This window comes from Agrilactobacillus fermenti (assembly GCF_047943045.1).
GTDB lineage: Bacteria > Bacillota > Bacilli > Lactobacillales > Lactobacillaceae > Agrilactobacillus > Agrilactobacillus fermenti.
The window spans coordinates 302,439-319,148 of sequence record NZ_CP181347.1; the positions used below are offsets into that span (position 1 = coordinate 302,439).

General features: G+C 40.8%; 10 protein-coding genes. 4 read left to right on the top strand and 6 right to left on the bottom strand.

What is annotated here, in order from left to right; all coding sequences use genetic code 11:
• Nucleotides 1-81 precede the first annotated feature (81 nt).
• Both ACNAN0_RS01350 and ACNAN0_RS01355 read left to right on the top strand, forming a co-directional pair.
• The gene (locus tag ACNAN0_RS01350; RefSeq protein WP_416353647.1) at nt 82-1,818 is read left to right on the top strand and encodes a hypothetical protein; all 1,737 of its coding nucleotides are present in this window, start codon (nt 82-84) and stop codon (nt 1,816-1,818) included.
• A gap of 176 nt (nt 1,819-1,994) precedes the next feature.
• A complete protein-coding gene (locus ACNAN0_RS01355) occupies nt 1,995-4,211 on the top strand; it encodes an alpha-galactosidase (protein ID WP_416353648.1) in 2,217 nt (738 codons plus the stop codon).
• Nucleotides 4,212-4,275: 64 nt separating this feature from the next.
• On the opposite strand, the gene ACNAN0_RS01360 is transcribed toward ACNAN0_RS01355, so the two are convergent.
• The gene (locus ACNAN0_RS01360; protein ID WP_416353649.1) at nt 4,276-6,783 is read right to left on the bottom strand and encodes an isopeptide-forming domain-containing fimbrial protein; all 2,508 of its coding nucleotides are present in this window, start codon (nt 6,781-6,783) and stop codon (nt 4,276-4,278) included.
• A gap of 303 nt (nt 6,784-7,086) precedes the next feature.
• Nucleotides 7,087-8,106, bottom strand: a complete 1,020-nt coding sequence (locus tag ACNAN0_RS01365) for a glycoside hydrolase family 43 protein (protein ID WP_416353650.1) — start codon at nt 8,104-8,106, stop codon at nt 7,087-7,089.
• 101 nt (nt 8,107-8,207) lie between these two features.
• On the opposite strand from ACNAN0_RS01365, the gene ACNAN0_RS01370 reads away from it, so the two are divergent.
• Nucleotides 8,208-9,575, top strand: coding sequence for a glycosyltransferase 87 family protein (locus ACNAN0_RS01370; RefSeq protein WP_416353651.1), 1,368 nt, complete (start codon nt 8,208-8,210; stop codon nt 9,573-9,575).
• 287 nt (nt 9,576-9,862) lie between these two features.
• On the opposite strand, the gene ACNAN0_RS01375 is transcribed toward ACNAN0_RS01370, so the two are convergent.
• The 3 genes from ACNAN0_RS01375 to ACNAN0_RS01385 all read right to left on the bottom strand — a co-directional run bounded on the left by ACNAN0_RS01375 (nt 9,863) and on the right by ACNAN0_RS01385 (nt 12,739).
• Entirely contained in the window at nt 9,863-10,801 is a 939-nt protein-coding gene (locus ACNAN0_RS01375) for a glycosyltransferase family 2 protein (protein ID WP_416353652.1), read from the bottom strand.
• Nucleotides 10,791-11,240, bottom strand: coding sequence for a GtrA family protein (locus ACNAN0_RS01380; protein WP_269073905.1), 450 nt, complete (start codon nt 11,238-11,240; stop codon nt 10,791-10,793). The genes ACNAN0_RS01375 and ACNAN0_RS01380 overlap by 11 nt, the downstream gene beginning before the upstream one ends.
• A gap of 128 nt (nt 11,241-11,368) precedes the next feature.
• Nucleotides 11,369-12,739, bottom strand: a complete 1,371-nt coding sequence (locus tag ACNAN0_RS01385; protein ID WP_416353653.1) for a DUF6056 family protein — start codon at nt 12,737-12,739, stop codon at nt 11,369-11,371.
• A gap of 169 nt (nt 12,740-12,908) precedes the next feature.
• On the opposite strand from ACNAN0_RS01385, the gene ACNAN0_RS01390 reads away from it, so the two are divergent.
• Nucleotides 12,909-13,823 carry a hypothetical protein gene (locus ACNAN0_RS01390; protein WP_230913835.1) on the top strand — a complete coding sequence of 305 codons (915 nt, stop codon included), beginning with the start codon at nt 12,909-12,911 and terminating at the stop codon, nt 13,821-13,823.
• A 141-nt stretch (nt 13,824-13,964) separates the two neighbouring features.
• On the opposite strand, the gene ACNAN0_RS01395 is transcribed toward ACNAN0_RS01390, so the two are convergent.
• On the bottom strand, nt 13,965-16,664 hold the full coding sequence (locus ACNAN0_RS01395; RefSeq protein WP_416353654.1) for a MucBP domain-containing protein: 2,700 nt from the start codon (nt 16,662-16,664) through the stop codon (nt 13,965-13,967).
• Nucleotides 16,665-16,710 lie beyond the last annotated feature (46 nt).

Sequence of the window (16,710 nt, forward strand, 5' to 3'; positions counted from 1 at the left end):
AAAACTAGACGAAATTTTAAGGTTATAAATGATACAATATGCTTGGTGTAATTTCACCATTAAGATCTAGGAGGGAAAATCATGAAAAACACTGCAAAAGTGAAATATTTAGGCGTTGCTGCAGCTGCTTTATTAGCTGTCGCACCAGTTGCCGCGCCAGCAGTATCTTCCGTAGCATTGCCAGGGCAAACAAGCGTTGCTAAAGCGGCAACTACTAGTCTATCAGGAAAAATTAGCGTTAACCCTGATGGCAGTGAATATGCAACAGTTTTAAGTGATAAGGATGCTACAATTTTTGCAAATCCAGAATTGACTAAGGGTACCAACGAATATATTACTAAGGGTACACCAGTCCATCCAACTCAACTTTATATCGAGAACGGGACAGTTAAATCTTTAAGTGATAAAGATGGTGACTGGATCAGCTATGGTAGTTTAGTTAGTGCTAACACAAAACCTCGTTCATTTACCGTATCTAGTGCTGTAAGCATGTTCAACAATGACAAAAATACCACTTGGACTGAAACGTCAAATGGTAGCACTCAAAAACCTGGTGCTGGCGCTGTTTTAAAAATTACAAGTATTCGGTTGACTAGTGCTGGTGCAATTAATCAATATACAGGTACTAGTAATGGTAAGACTTATACTGTACCTGCTTCACAAATGTCTTATACAGCACCCGATGCTGCTTTAACTGAAGATACAGATGTACCAGTTTCTTCAGGAACAGTCAATGCTAAGAATGCCACAGCACAAGTTTATAAAGACAAAGCAACGACTGAAGTTGTTGCTAACACAACTATTAAAAATGATAGCAATACTCAAGTATTAGCTTTAGTCAAAGATCCTGATGGTAATATTGTTGCTTATAAAATTGGTGATGGCCAATATGTTAAAGCTAGTGATGTGAATGTTTCTAACGCACAAGTAACAATCAATATTTTGCCTTCAGGCACCGTTGTCTATTCAGACTACAAGGCAGCTCGCGTTTATTCTGATGCATCTGTTAAAAATGGAACAAACCAATACTTGAGCACAAAGTATAATGCTTGGGCAGCAATGGCTGTTTCTATGGATGCTAATGGCAAACCAATTGCCTATAAGCTTGGTGAGAATCAATGGGTTAAAGCCTCTGACTTATCTGATACTGAGAGCACAGGTGATTTAAAGGTTTCTGATTTACCAGCTAATACAGTTATGAATTCAAACTATAAAGCTGCGACTGTTTATAGTGATGCCACAACTAAGAAAGATTCTGGTAGTAAATTAAGCACAGACTTTAACCAATGGGCTGCTTTCCGTGTTGCTAAAGATAAAGACGGCAATGCTGTGGCTTATGACTTAGGTGACAACCAATGGGTTAAAGCCTCTGACTTAGATACTTCTTCAGATAATTCATCAGCTACGACTTCTACTTTACCAGCTGGTACAGCCGTATTCTCTAATTACAAGGCTGCTAAAGTTTATAGCGAACCAGAAGGCAAGAATGCAACTGGTAAATTAGCAACTTCTGTTAATGAATGGGCTGCTTTCCGTGTTGCTAAAGATGACAACGGTAATGTTATTGCCTATGATTTAGGCAGCAACCAATGGGTTAAAGCTGCTGATTTGGATACCGTTGAAGCTAAGAATGGTACATTCTATGCTAATGCTGGCACACCTTTATATGACCGTAATGGTGGTCAAGCAGGTTCTATCTCCGCAACTGGCGCTTATAAAGTATTTGCCTTGACTTACATCAACGGAAAACAAGCATTGAAGCTAGGCTCTGATTCTCAATGGATCATGGCTGCTGCCGGTGCTTATTACCCAGCTTAAGTTTTTTCGAAACTTAAATAAATCCTTGCGATATTGATATGCGTTTATAAATAAATGGGATAGTCGATACAATAATAATTTTGTATTGACTATCCTTTTTTATGTTTCACTAATCATTCCCATCAAAATGTGGTACATTGCAAGTATAGACAACTTTTGATTTGGAGGTTTCATTTGTGACAAAAGCAAAAATTAAATTTGATCCCAAAACAAAGGTATTTTATTTAGCCAATGATTCGATTTCTTATATCTTTAGTGTTGAAGAGGGCAATTTATTATGTCATTTGTATTTTGGCGATAAGATTCGTGATTATCATAATGAATTGCGCTATCCACGCTTAGATCGAGCCTTTTCGCCTAATCTGCCAGGGGAGCCGCACAAGACACATCGTGATTTTTCTAAAGATGTGTTACCTCAAGAGTATAGTGGCAATCAAACGGGTGATTTTCGTACGCCGGCAATCGTGATTGAAGCACCTAATGGGGCTTTAGCAACGGATTTTCGTTATGTGGCTTATCGCATCATTGATGGCAAACCGGATTTGGAACATCTGCCACATAGTTACGTCAAAAAATCCGATGAAGCAAAAACCTTGATCGTGACACTATCCGATGGCGTTTTACAAGCGGATTTGGAGCTGACTTATACAATTTATGCAGATCGCCCAGTGATCACGCGCAATGTGAAAATCATCAACCATGGAAATGATACGTTAAGTATTAAAAAAATTGCCTCCATGCAGATGGATATGCCATTAGAGGATATTCAAGCTATTTCATTACCCGGGGCACATATGCGTGAACGGCAGATTCAGCGGCAAACCTTGCCTCAAGGCGTGACGGAGTTTAATGGGCGTCGGGGCACGAGTTCACATCATATGAATCCCTTCATTGCATTAGTCCGCCCTGAAACAACTGAAAATACAGGGGCGGCTGTCGGCTTCCAGCTTGTCTATTCAGGAAACCACCAATTTACTTTAGACAAGGATTTTGTGGGGCAAACTCGAATTTTGGCTGGTATCAATGAAAATAACTTTGAATGGCAATTAAAACCAAATCGTAGTTTTCAAACACCTGAAGTGATCATGGCTTACTCAAGTCATGGCTTAAATGGCATGTCACAAGCCTACCATAGTTTGTTACGCGAGCGTGTTGCCCGGGGAAAGTTTCAATATGCGCCAAGACCAATTGTATTGAACAATTGGGAGGCAACTTATTTTAATTTTGATGCTCATAAAATTCAGCAAATTTTGGATGCGGCCCAACCCTTAGGCATTGAGATGTTTGTGTTGGATGATGGCTGGTTTGGCAAACGTGATAGTGACGATCGTTCTTTAGGGGATTGGCATGAATATGACCAAAAGTTCAAAGACAGTCATGGATTGAAAGGCCTGGCGGAACAAGTTCATCAAATGGGATTAAAATTTGGTTTATGGTTTGAACCAGAAATGATTTCTACCGATTCTGACCTTTATCGCCAGCATCCTGAATATGTCCTGCACATTCCTGGGCGGCAAATGTCTCCCTCACGTGATCAATATGTTTTGGATTTTTCATGCCCTGAAGTTGTGGATAATATTTTCACCCAGATGTGTGCGGTGTTGGATCAAGTACCGATTGACTACATTAAATGGGATATGAATCGAAATTTGACGGAAGTCTATTCAACGGTTTTAGGGCCAAATCAGCAAGGTGAAGTTGGCCATCGTTACGTCCTCGGTGTTTATGATTTAGCGGATCGTTTGACGAAACGCTACCCCAATATTCTGTTTGAAGGCTGTTCCGGTGGTGGTGGTCGTTTTGATGCTGGTATTTTGTACTACTTCCCACAATCATGGACTTCCGATAATACGGATCCTGTCGAACGTATTGGTATCCAATATGGGACAACGTTGGCCTATCCACCTTCGAGTATTACGGCTCATGTATCTGCTTCACCAAATCATCAAAATCATCGATTAACGAGTCTACAAATGCGTGGGGCGGTTGCTATGTCTGGTGTTTTGGGTTATGAATTGAATGTTAATGATTTATCACCAAAAGAAAAAGCAATTATTAAGCAGCAAATTCAATTTTATAAAGCTCATCGACAGTTGCTGCAGTATGGGACTTTTTATCGTTTGGCTAGTCCGTTTAAACACAATGAGTCGGCCTGGGAATTTGTTAGTCCTGATAAGTCTGAATTTATCTTGTTTGTTTTTAGAATTCTAGCTTCAGCACAACCAATGATCAGTATTACCAAAGCAGCCGGCTTACAAGCAGATGCCAACTACCAAGAAGCTGACACCGGCCAAATCTTTGGCGGCGATGAATTAATGCATGTTGGTTTGTATAATTTACCGGATCAATTAGGTGATTTTAGAGCACATGTAAAATACTTTAAACGTGTATAATTCAAAAAAACATCCCATACCTTTCAAAGCTATAAGGTGTGAGATGTTTTGTTTTGATTTATTTTTATACCACACTGCGAGAGACAGACCAATTAAGATCGGTACGGTAACGACCAGGTTTAATTGTGGCATCTTCGGGGATGTGTAGATGGATCATATCAGGTGTCCAGGCAATATCAGCACTACCAAAGCCTGAAGATTCAGCGATGGTAGTCGCAACCTGACCATTTAATTTTAATTTGATAGGGTACGCGGCAGCTTTTGAATTGGCTGGAGTTACCCCTTGTTTAAACTCAAGACTAGCGCCAGTAATGACAGTGTTAGGATCATTAGGCAAATATAAATCGTTGGTAGAAATGACATCCACACGCCAAGCACCTAGGGTATCATCAAGGGTATCAGTGGCGTTGGCGTCTAATTGGCTGGGATCTGTGGTCTTAGTATCCATGATCTGTAAGTGATTTTCATTACGGCTTGCAAAATCAGACCGTTTATCAGCCACACGGTAATTTCCAAATTCAATATCACTCATCTGGACACTGAGTCCAGCACTGGTTTTGCGATAAATAAAGGCAATGGCTTGTTGCCGTATGGCTTCTTGATAGGTGTAGGTTCCAGAAAATACGCTGCTAGTTGGATCAGCGGGATTGTAAGGCACCCAAATACTTTTTGCATCACCACCCGGATAGACATAGTAGCCTAAGTACTGATAACCGGGGATTTTTGGAGCAGGGGCATTTTTATCGCTTGGCTGATCACCAATTGTGGGGGTACCTGCTGGTAAATGCTCTTGGATATGTGCTCCCAAGAGACCACTAGTATAACCCGTTGAATTCAGTTTAAATAAGTCACTGGTCGGATTGTTGCTATCTGCTTTGCTGGGGTCAACAGAAAGATCACTGTCGATGTCCCAGTAGTGGAACCAAGCTCGGGCGGGAATGCCCTTTTGAAGGGTCACCTTAATTTTATTGGAACTATTGTCAAAGGTGTTTTTAGCGTAAATCACTAATTGGTGGTCAGTATCTGTTGTAAGGTTTGCTAAAGTTGCTTGCCAGGTGATTGGTTGATTGATGGTGGCATTATCAATCCGATTACTATTAGTTCCATTGAAATTTAGCGGCTTTTCAGCACCACCATCCACAGTATAGAAGAACTGTAGTGCTGCACTGCCAGCATCGGACACAGTACCATTAATAGACAGGGCTTCCCCTGTATTGAGAAGTGTGGTCTCTGGAATTGTAACTTTAGGGGCTGGCACAAGAAAAAGTGCATTTACGGGATTTGAAGTTCTAGGCTGGTCCGTAGTCGTGCCATTTAGTGAAGTAGTGATTGCAGCATAGGCTGTATTTGGTAGAGATAACATTTCGTTGCTATCTAATAAAGGATACCAGCTTGCTTTTTGGGCTTTGTCAAGTTGTGCATTGATCGTGAAAGTGTAGTTCTGATTATAGAAGGACCGGTCATTGACAGCCTTATCAGTTGCTGCAATCGTTAATTTATGATTACTATCTACCGACACATTGAACCAATTCTTTTTATTCTCGTTCTGATCATTAGTGATCAGAATGTCATCTTTTGTAAAATTCAAATAAGGTGACACTGTATCACTCAATTGATAAGTCTTAATAAATCCCCTAGCAGCATAAGGGATTATTTGTCTGATGGTATAAAAGGGCTGCTTTTGATAAATATCAGTAATTGGTGCCGGCATGTTTAAGGGCGTGGTCAGCTGATCAATGGTCGCTTGGACGCTTGAAACAGGCTTATTATAATTTGTTAGCGCCGTTAGTCCTGTTTCTTGGCGCGCCGTACTTAAAGCAGAAAATTTTTGTGGCGCCGGAACTACAATACTCACTAAAGACCCAGTATTAAAGCCAACACCCACATTACCCCAGGTGAGCGCTTTGAAAGAATAGTGGATCGTAGATTTGTCAGTAAAGGCCCCTGTCATCTGAGAAGTCACATCATCCGTGGCAGTCGTTTTACCAGACATTTTCATGGTTGAGCCAGAGCCCTGGTATTGAATGCCACTATTGCGATCAACATAGACTTTGTCAAAGAAAGACAAGTCGAAATTAATTTCTTTAACACTATTCACATCCGCAAAGGTTAAATGGCCGCTCATGTTTACTGGCGTATTGGTGCCATGCTTGACAAAGGTAATGTCTGCGGCACCAGTCGGCCGGCCTTTGTAAGAGTCTTTGTTGGTCGCTTGAATGAAAGCAATCGGCTTTATTTGCACTTGAGCATTGGTTTTAGTGGTATCGATATGTACCTTAGCGTCAATGGCTTCATTATTGCCGTCAAACCCGATATTTGTATATAAAACATCGGCTGAGACGGTGCCATCGCCAGTTGGTTTTAGGGTTACGATTTTTTGGTCATCGATTGAATCTAAAGTGGCGCCGATAATATTACTAACAGTCACTTGCGTTTCTGTTGTCAGTGTGGGCGCAAAAGCATATTTTTCATGTATTGGCGTATTGGTGTCTGAAGATGCATTTGGATATTTAAGAATAGACTGATAAACTGCCGCTTTAGTGTGGCGAATACGAATGTTAAAACAACTCACTAGAATCAATCCTAAAAGTAGGATTGAGTATATTGGATACTTGTTCATTTTAATGCTGAACACGGCAATGCTCACCTCTACGATTCGAGTTTAAAAGTATGAATTGACATTAAAGAAAGCATACCATTTAAAGGCCGTTTTGTGAGCTGATTTGTGAATATTTATTTATTTATATCTATTAATAATTCGTGTTTTAATGAATTAAAAAAATCATAAATAATGAAAATGAAAATATGAAACAGGTGACTAGTGAAGTACAGTTTTTGCATAAAATTACCAGTATTCTGGGATTGAATTGATACTTTATTGGTAATGTTTCCAAAGCCGCTGATACTCTATTTTAGTAATTGGTATGACGGTTCCATGTCTCGCGCCTATTGGTAAATGATAGGATTTTGAATGAATTGGTGTGAATTGGCCGCTATTTAAATTCGAGGTACTGAATGCTTGATAGCCTTTTTGATCATAGTGATCTAGCAGCAGCAGCCATTTGTGCTGGTGATAGAGTTTGTAGACAGTTGGGCCCTCAACATTTTTTTCTTGAACTAAGCGATGGCTTGGGATTGCTTGTCTTTTTTTATTGATTAATTGGGTTAAACGTGTTTCGAAAACTTGTTTAGTCGTTTCATTTTTAGTGAATTGATAGTAATTAGTGCCACTTGAAAAAATAGTCATGTCGATCTGACTCTGATTTTTTTGGTTGAGATAAACGCGTGGTTTGGTGAAATGTTTAAAATCTTTTGTTTGTGCGGCATAAATCGCAAATTTGGACTGGGGTAGTTTCGCATTTATGGGCTGTGACCAGTAGACTAGGTATTTATGGTGCTGACGGTCATAAATGGCTTCCGGTGCCCAAACAAATTTTGTTTGCTGATCGGCTATGGGGACCAATGATTCGTGCCAATCTGTAAGGTTTTGACTGTGCCAGACATGAATATTGGGATTTGGCTGGGCAATGGTGGTTGGGTCGCCTGATTCTTGCTGCCAGCCGCCAGCAGTCGCCAAAATATAGAACCCTTTGTGATTTTGGGCGCGCATGATAAAAGGGTCGCGTACGGCTGGATAACCTTTTTTAGCGAAGAAGACTGGTTGATTGTGATGGAGGGGGTTAAAATGGTAGCCATCTGTACTGACAGCAAAATGAATCTGTTCATTATTTGGATACTTCGGCATTGTAAAGTAAACGAACAAATAATGGTCGCGCGGTTTAGAAATACGCTGTTGGTGATACGGGTTGAAAGCATAGATACTTAAACCGATCAGGATGACTAAAAGACCGGCTAGCATTAAATAGAGACGATAGGGTTGGTGTTTGTTTTTCATAATGACTCCCTGATAAAAGTTGCTCTAATTGTAACATAGCCCGCTTGTTTTCAGAGACGTGGTATGATGATATTGATGTGAATGACAATGAGGGTATAACTATGAAATTAACCGCGACATGGTCAAAAAAGCAAATTTGTATTGTGTTTTATTCAATTTTATTTAGCTTACTGCTCACTTTTTTGATGATCAGTGGCTTCTTTCAGACTAAGGTAGATCTACAATGGACGAATTTTCAATGGGTTCATCGGGTGGGGACCAACTTATGGGGGATGTACGCGCCTCATTTTCATGTGGGCAAGCGGATCGATTACCCGCCACTTTATCCTATCCTTTTGAGTACGCTCCAAGGATGGCTGCGGCCAGGGCTGGTTTGGTATACCAGTTCTAACGCTTGGTTTGTCTTCTTAGCATATGTATCGATTCGATTCTGGCCGATTGTTTTTCAGATTGCCAATGGCTGGCTGATTTTTAGGTTTTGTGGTCAGAATTTACGTGCAGCGGCATTAGGACTAGCGTTGGTATTATTGCCAGCATTAACGTTTAATACGATTATTTGGGGGCAAATTGACTCGGCTCTGATCTTTTTTACCTTGGCGGCTGCGTTACTGTTAAAGCATGATAAAGTACGTTTTAGTGCAATTCTATTGGGGCTCGGCTGTTTGATGAAGTTTCAGGTGCTGTATTTTGTGCCTTTATTTATAGCTGAAACCTGGCTTAAGCATGGTTGGCGCCGCACCTTAGATGGCGTTTTCTATGGCTTTTTAACGATCTATGTGGGTTGGTTCCCCTTTAGCCTGTATAACTTTGACTTTCTATTACCATTTACCATGACGTTCAAAGCATTTGGCGAATATAGTCACTTATTGATGGGCGGGTTTAATGTTTGGGGCGCAAGTTTCTACGGGCGGCAGCCAAATATTCAAATGAACCAAACATTTTTTGGTACTTTTACATATAACCAAGCCAATCTTTTGCTAATTGCGCTGATTCTTTTCTTCTTAGGGGTCGCTTATTGGCTGCGCCAACAGAAGCTGATGACATTTGATATGTGGTCGGCAGGGCTGATCTATACGCTAGCAATTTTTATGCTGACTGGTGCGCAACATGAGCGTTATCAGCTGATTATGATGCCATTCTTATTTTTATTGTTATTAACAAAGTCAACAACACATTGGGTAGGAGATTGGGTGCGTTGGCAGTGCTTTGGTCTGCTGATTTTATTTAACGAATTTACCGTCTGGATCCAGCTGGAATATCATGTTTTTGGCAGTGCTAAGCAAGCGGCTCAGTTTTACCAATGGGGTTCGCTAATAAATGTGAGCTTAAGTTTAATACTGCTATTGTGGTTCTTATGGGCACACTATCGGCAGCATGTACTTATCGCAAATAGTGAATCAACGGCTGGACAGCTGAAACGGATGGTGACACGGCTAAAAATGTGGTGGGTACGAAAAAACAAAGGTTGAGCCACACAGTAAAAATGAGTTGTGAGTATTAATCTATATCAAAAAAATCGGAGTCGGGACAAAACTAATGTTTTGTCTACGGCTCCGATTATTTCGCGAACGATTGTATCTTAAACGTGTTCCAAAAGGTAATGCCCTCACTCAACGACGAATGACTCAAATAGAAAGTCCACCATTTTTCGTAGTTCTTGTTGGTGCTCAGGCGCTGGGCGCCTTTTCTCTCACTCTCGGCTTTATTTGATTGATGAACGTTTTTATTTCAAACGCGTTCTAAAATTACTCTCACGCTATTTTTTCTCTTTGACGATGTAACGCGGCCGATTCTTGACTTCAAGATAAATATTGCCGATATACTTACCCACAATGCCTAAGCAAAGGAGTTGGAGGCCACCGATCATTAAGAAAATTGAGACCATTGACGGCCATCCGGGTGTTGGGTCGCCATGAACGGCAGCACGAATTACAATAAAAGCAAGAAAAATGAATGAAACTGCAAAGGAAATAAAGCCGATCCAAGAGGCGATGGAGAGTGGAAATTCTGAAAAACTCACAATACCATCTAAAGAATAACGGAATAATTTCCAAAAAGACCAGCTCGTTTCACCGGCCACACGTTCCACGTTTTTATATTCTAAGTATTTGGTTTTATAACCGACCCAACCAAAAATGCCTTTGGAAAAGCGATTATATTCACGCATGGATAAGATTGAATCCACAACGGGACGCGTCATGAGCCGAAAGTCACGGGCACCATCTACAATTGGTGTTTCCGAGATTTTATTAATTAGTCGGTAAAACATGCGGGCAAAGAACGAACGAATGGGTGGTTCACCATCGCGAGAAACACGACGGGCAGCCACGCAGTCGTAATCTTCTTTCTGAATGCCTGCAAGCATGTCAATTAGCAACTCTGGTGGATCTTGTAAATCTACGTCCATGACGGCGACTAGCTCACCTTTTGCAGCATCGAGACCTGCTAATAATGCAGATTCCTTACCAAAATTACGCGAGAAAGATAAGTAATGAACCCGTTCCGGATTTTTTGCTTGCAGTTGGCGCATTTCTTTTAAGGTGTTGTCTTTGGAACCATCATCGACAAAGTAGTAGTCGATTTCATAATCAGGAATTTGGGCGTTGATACCTTCCATGGTTTTATAAAAAATCGGGATGGTTTCCTGCTCGTTATAACAAGGGATGACAACAGATAAATTTTTCTCAGCGGACATCTTTACTTTGAGCCACTTCCTCTTTTTTAGACTTCATTGGATCAGACTTGAAGATAATTTTACTCAAGACGTAATTAATGATAATAACAATGATATTATCTACGATTTTTGTGAGTAAACTATTCATACCTAGTAACGAAACCCCAACATACATAATGGCGTCATCTACGAGTAGGGATGCTAAGCGCGCCGCAAAAAAGGCTAGGAGTTCTCGCGTAAAAGCACCTTTGGTCGTGTATTTAGAACCAAACACAAGCGTCTTATTGGTGAAAAAGGCAAATAAGACGGAAATAAACCAGGCCATATTGTTAGCCCACATATAGTTCCAATTTAGATTATGATCCAATAACTGAAAGGCGCCAATATTGATCACAGTCGTCAATACACCAAAAATTGCGTAGTTGATCAGTTGCTTATATTTTTTTATTAACTCTATCATAATGGGGAAAACTCCTTTACACAAACCTAAATTATAAGCTAAAACGTAAAAGCACTCAATACAACTTCAACGATGGGTTTAGCTTAAATCGGAGTTGTGTAAAACTTGTGGCGAATTTCTGAAAATTATTACCGTGGTCGAACAATGCTCTTTAAGCCTTTGAAGTAGACGGGATAGCCATCGTTGGGGAATACTTTAGGGTCTTTGCCCAGATCTTGAGAATTATAGTTGATGGCATATTTAGTCGTTGGATAATACCACATTGGGGGTACCTTCAAATGGGTGTGACCTTTGGCTACTTGCTGTTCAATATAGCTGTAACGCGTTTTGATTGCTGCATTTGAACGGTAAAGATCCATAAAGCCAGGATAAAAATTAAATAAGGCACTAATAATAATCGCTAAGTTAGCAAGTAGGATCAAACCACGTTTCCACTTGATCGTTTGGAACTCAAAACCATCCGGGATGGCACTAAATAAAGCAATCAGGCCAAATACCATGCCACCAAAAAAGGCACGGCCGCCATCGATAGCGGTTGGTGCGGCACCTAAAGCGTAAAGCGTGGCGGCACCCACGGCTGTCCATAATAAGGCTTTGACAATACGTTCTAAGGACGGCCAAAAAATAAAGAGCACAATGATCGCAGCTAACAGTGTCCAAACGAAAGGCATATGTAATTTGTTCATGGAATCGCTGACATGCCAGATACCGGTAGAAAAGCGCTGCAAGAAGGGGATCTTTAGGTAAGCTTTACCTACTGTGGCGATAGTACGAACTTGGTTACCTGGTGCGCGCAGCAACATGAGAAAGCCGAACACGGTGGCCGCAAAGCCGGTGTATTGCCATAAAGCTAACTTAGTTTTTTTCACAAATAGTTGATAGATCATCATCAAACCAATTGCCATAATCAGGCCGCCGGACGTATTCTCGTTGGACCAGCCTGCTAGAATGCCTAAAAAAATGATGAGTATCGCGCGGATAGCTGGCTTCAAGTGATGCTTAAAGGGGGTGCGTTGAATATGGAAGGCTTTGATAAAATAAGGTAGGGCGAGACAGAGAATCAAGAGAGTCGTCCAAAGATAGTTGCCAGAGCCTGCCGCCCAGAGCACACTTTGTCCAAAAGCGGGCAAAAAGAGCCAACTTGCGGCGAGAATTGCTAGATATTTGATGGGAGACAGTTTCTGCCAATTTTTGGAAGTATATAATAGGATCAAGAAAGTTAATGCACAAAAAGCTAAAGCATTAAGAATTTTGAAAGCCGGCCAGGGGATGTTTAATAGGGAACGAAAAATTGTTTGACCCACGGCGCGGCCATTCCAATTGTGATACTCATAATTGGCTACGTCTAAAATACTCCAGAAAGAATGGTAGCGGTGGTACATGTAAAGATCATCATCATATAATGGGGTTAAAAAGTTTAGAACCCCCATTAAGCCAAAAGATAAAATAAAAATCAGGTAGATCCATTTTTGCTTGAAACGTTTTGCTGTCGTATTCATTTTCATTAAAACCCCAATACGTTAAAATAATGCTAACTGTTCGTAATTATAGCATATCAGCCTTGTTGGATTGGTAAACCTTTGGTAAAGTTTAGACCTCCGGCTGATGGCAAATCATTTTTTTCAGGTAAAATAAAAACAAACAGAGTGCGACAAGGGGGTAACTTTTTTGACAGATAAACCAATTTTAACGATTGGCACAACGACCCTTAGACTACAAACGGGTTTGGAATTAACGGACCAACAATGGATTCAGCAAGCTCATATTAAGGCTTTTTCAGCCAAAGGGGCGGATATCAGCGATCGGGTTCAAATCGACACATCGCAAGTGAATTTTCAGCAGTCTGGCAATTATCAGATTCAAGCTTTTGTAAGTGATCCTGAAACGGGAAAAATTACAGGGCAGATGTTTAATGTTCAATTAGTCGATTTGGATGGACGCATGGCCCAAACACAAGCGCCTGAAACACCTACTGCGAATGTACACCCGGCGGCATCAGCACAAGCAGCACCCAAAACTAATAGTACAACAAACCAAGCCCAGCCCAATAAAACCAAACCCAATAAACCAAAAAAGCGCAATCGCGGCAAACATTTGATGTGGACATTATTAGCTGTCATTTTAGTGATTATTGTCATTTTCTTACTGATCCATACGTTTAGTGGGAATAACAATGATCAAAGTGCTGATAGTCAACAGGAAAGTTCTCAAGTCACCAGTTCCAGCGCCAGTGAATCGAGCAGCTCATCCAGTCAAGCCACTACTTCTAGCCCCACTAGTTCTGAAATTTCGCAGTTGACGCAGACGGTTAAAGATTTGAAAAACGCCGTTGACGGTTATCAAGAATCCAACGATGCCGGGACTTATCAAGCTCAGATCCAAGATGTGAAAAGCCAACTATCTGACTTGGCGCAACAAGCCCAGGCTGATAATTCAAATCTTGCCAATGCCATTACTCAGTTGGAGCAGAAAGTTTCGCAAATGGGCAATGTTAGTAGTCCTCAAGAAGCTTCTAGTGCCTTAAGAAGCGCGGAATCTTCTGCGGCAGGCGGTGCTTTGAAGTCATTTTTAGGTGGTAATTAACATCAGAGTGAAACAAGGGGCTTTGCCTTTTGGAACACGTTTAAACCAAAATTATTCGTAATTAACAGGTGGTTGAAGACAAAGCATTAGTTTTGTCTTCAGCCACCTGTTTTTAGTTATAACTGATTCTGAATATAGAAATTAATGAGGCGCTAAAGATAGCTGCCAGTCAATAGTACCCACATAAGCCTTGCCATTACCTAAAATTTGTGTATGGTTATTGTCATTTACAAATTGCAGGGCAATGCCAGATGCTTGGTCGTTGGTAAGGACACTTTTATCATCAGCAGCTGCAATTGACCCAGTATTTTTTGATTTTAGCCAATTTTCTGAAATATTCTTAGTACCCGCATCTTGCATGATCAAGGCTGGCTGATTGGCAGTTAATTGGACGTCTGTATTTTCGTGCCAGTAGTGAATTGGCGATGCACCGATCGTTTTAGAGCTGCCCGTTTGGGTGAGCTGATCACTTGCTGTAGCGGTTAATTGCCAGGGCAGTTGATAGTTTAAAGCGCTAGATTCGGGCATTAATGTTTGTTGGTCGACTTCTAAATTTTGATCGATCGTTTGGGGCAAATACGTTAATAGGTCACTTGATACATTTGGCAGTGTCCGTTTCCCAAAGTCGATTTTTTTAGGGACTGTCAATTGCAAACTTTGCCTACTGTAGTAATAAACCTTAACTGTCTTAGTCTGACCGGTAAAGCTGATTATGACTTTGCTTTGATCAGGAGTATAGCCAGTGATTTCAGGACTATTGATCGTGACCGGGTCTGGCGTCACGTGACTTAACCCACTCACTAAGCGGTCATCTGCCGCTTTTTGTCCTTTCTTGGGACCATCACCATAGAGGTACTGAATCGTGATATGTGAGTCATTTTTTGTGAAAGGTATGGTTTTTGTGATGACTTGCCCGTAACTATTAAAGACAATTTTTTCTTTCTGAAGGTCTTCAAATTGCGGTGTATTTAAAGTGGCATCTTCAAATTTATCCAGTAAATTAGTGACCATTGGGATTTCTGCATCTGTCAAATTCAAAGCACTTTCTAATTCGGCTTTATCCCAGATACCATTAGTATATTTGCTGCCATCAACGACTAAATCCACAAGTGTCGGTGAATTTTCACCAGATATATATAATTTTGAAAACAACTCTTGATAAGTGTACTTATTAGAGAACATAAGACTGGAACTATCTCGATAAGCTAAAAATGAACTAGCTGCCGACACAAGTGGTCCAACCACACTACCATCGGTTAGGCCAATTTTTAAATCAACTTTGCCAACAAGGGGGGCATACTTAAAGATAACAGTTTGATCCTTATTGGTGATCGTACCTGAGTAATTAGTTTGGAAATTATTGGCCGTCAGCGCCGCATCTGTATCTATATCGCTAGCTTTTAAGATGGTGCCATCTGGATAGGTAACACTCAGCAGAGTATAACCTTCAGGTGCTTTCTTCAAACCGTAATCAATCTGCTGCTCTTTGGTAAAAGTATAGGCACTGCCAAGTGGGGGATCAGTGCTAGTCAAAGATTGATCTGATGCAATAGTCGTGCCATCATAGCTTTGATATTTGATTGCTACACGTTTGCCCGCTGGATGCTTGTTAAGCGTAATCGTATAGGTTGTGCCAGGGACGGCCGTGGCTGGAGAAGAGTCATTTGAAGGCACAGTAAAGTTGCTGGGTATTAACTTGACTTTTGTATCTGTGAGCTGTCCACTACTGATTTGGATATTGTTTGGATCGTAGGGACTTGTGTCTAGACCAGGGTCGTGTGCTTTGATATTTGCCAATGTATCTACGAGACCCACACGACTATAGGTCGTGCCATCTTTTCCTTCGGGGGAGTACAGATAGCCTATATTGTTTGGCTGATCTGGGTTGCTACCATCAACAATTTTGTATATGTCATAAACTAAAATATGGCTGTAGGTTGCGTACTGGGTAAATAAATGACTGGTTGCTGAAACTAGATATTGATCTGGTGCATTTTGCAAGCCGAGTTGTGAACTTAATACGGCAGCATAATTATAAGTTTGGTCATCATAAGCTGAATCATTGGTACCTCCGAAAAGCACACCGTATTTGTTTAAGTCAGCTGAAATATTAGCTGTTGATGTATCTTTCTTACTGTCATTTGGTGAGCCATTGATTTGAATTTTGGCTGGTGTTGTGGCAGCGTCACTGTCCGTTTTAATAGGAATAATGATGGGTAAGCGATCCCTGGGTTCTGTACTAATATCTGGGTCTGGTGGCGCTGTTGTATTCGTTGCGCCATCATTGGGTCTAAAATAAAAAACGTCACGATAATAATCGGTACCATCAATCGTCGATTTTAGTTTTGAAAGCTGATAGACTTTGATATTATCAATCGTAACCCCATCGGCTTTTAACTGGGTAACATAGTCATCAGCAGCCTTCTGCATCGCGGTAAGTCCACCGTCAGCAGTAATAGAGGCTGGTAGAATAATATAAAAACCCCCAAGTTGAGATCTGAGCTCATTATATGGATAAACCCGCCAAGTGGAATGCATATTATAAAAAATTTTGAAGTGAGTACTACCGTAATCGGTATAGTTAACATTCAAGCTGGCAAAAAAATTGGCAAAACTTGGATAAGGTATGGGACCCACTACTGGGGGTGTAATCGTTTCTGAATCCAATAGCGTTGCTAACACAGATTGTTTTGGCAAGGTGTCAGTGTTAGCTTTTGACGTCGTTAAGCTGGCCAATGGATTATTTGGTAATGTTTGTGCTGCTTGTATCGGTGTATCGGTGAAAAATAATGAAAGCAGTAAAACAAATAAGCATGAAAGCATAAGCCCCATTTTTTTCATTAGTATGCTTCCTCCCCAAAATATGTGTTTACGAAGAACTTTAAGT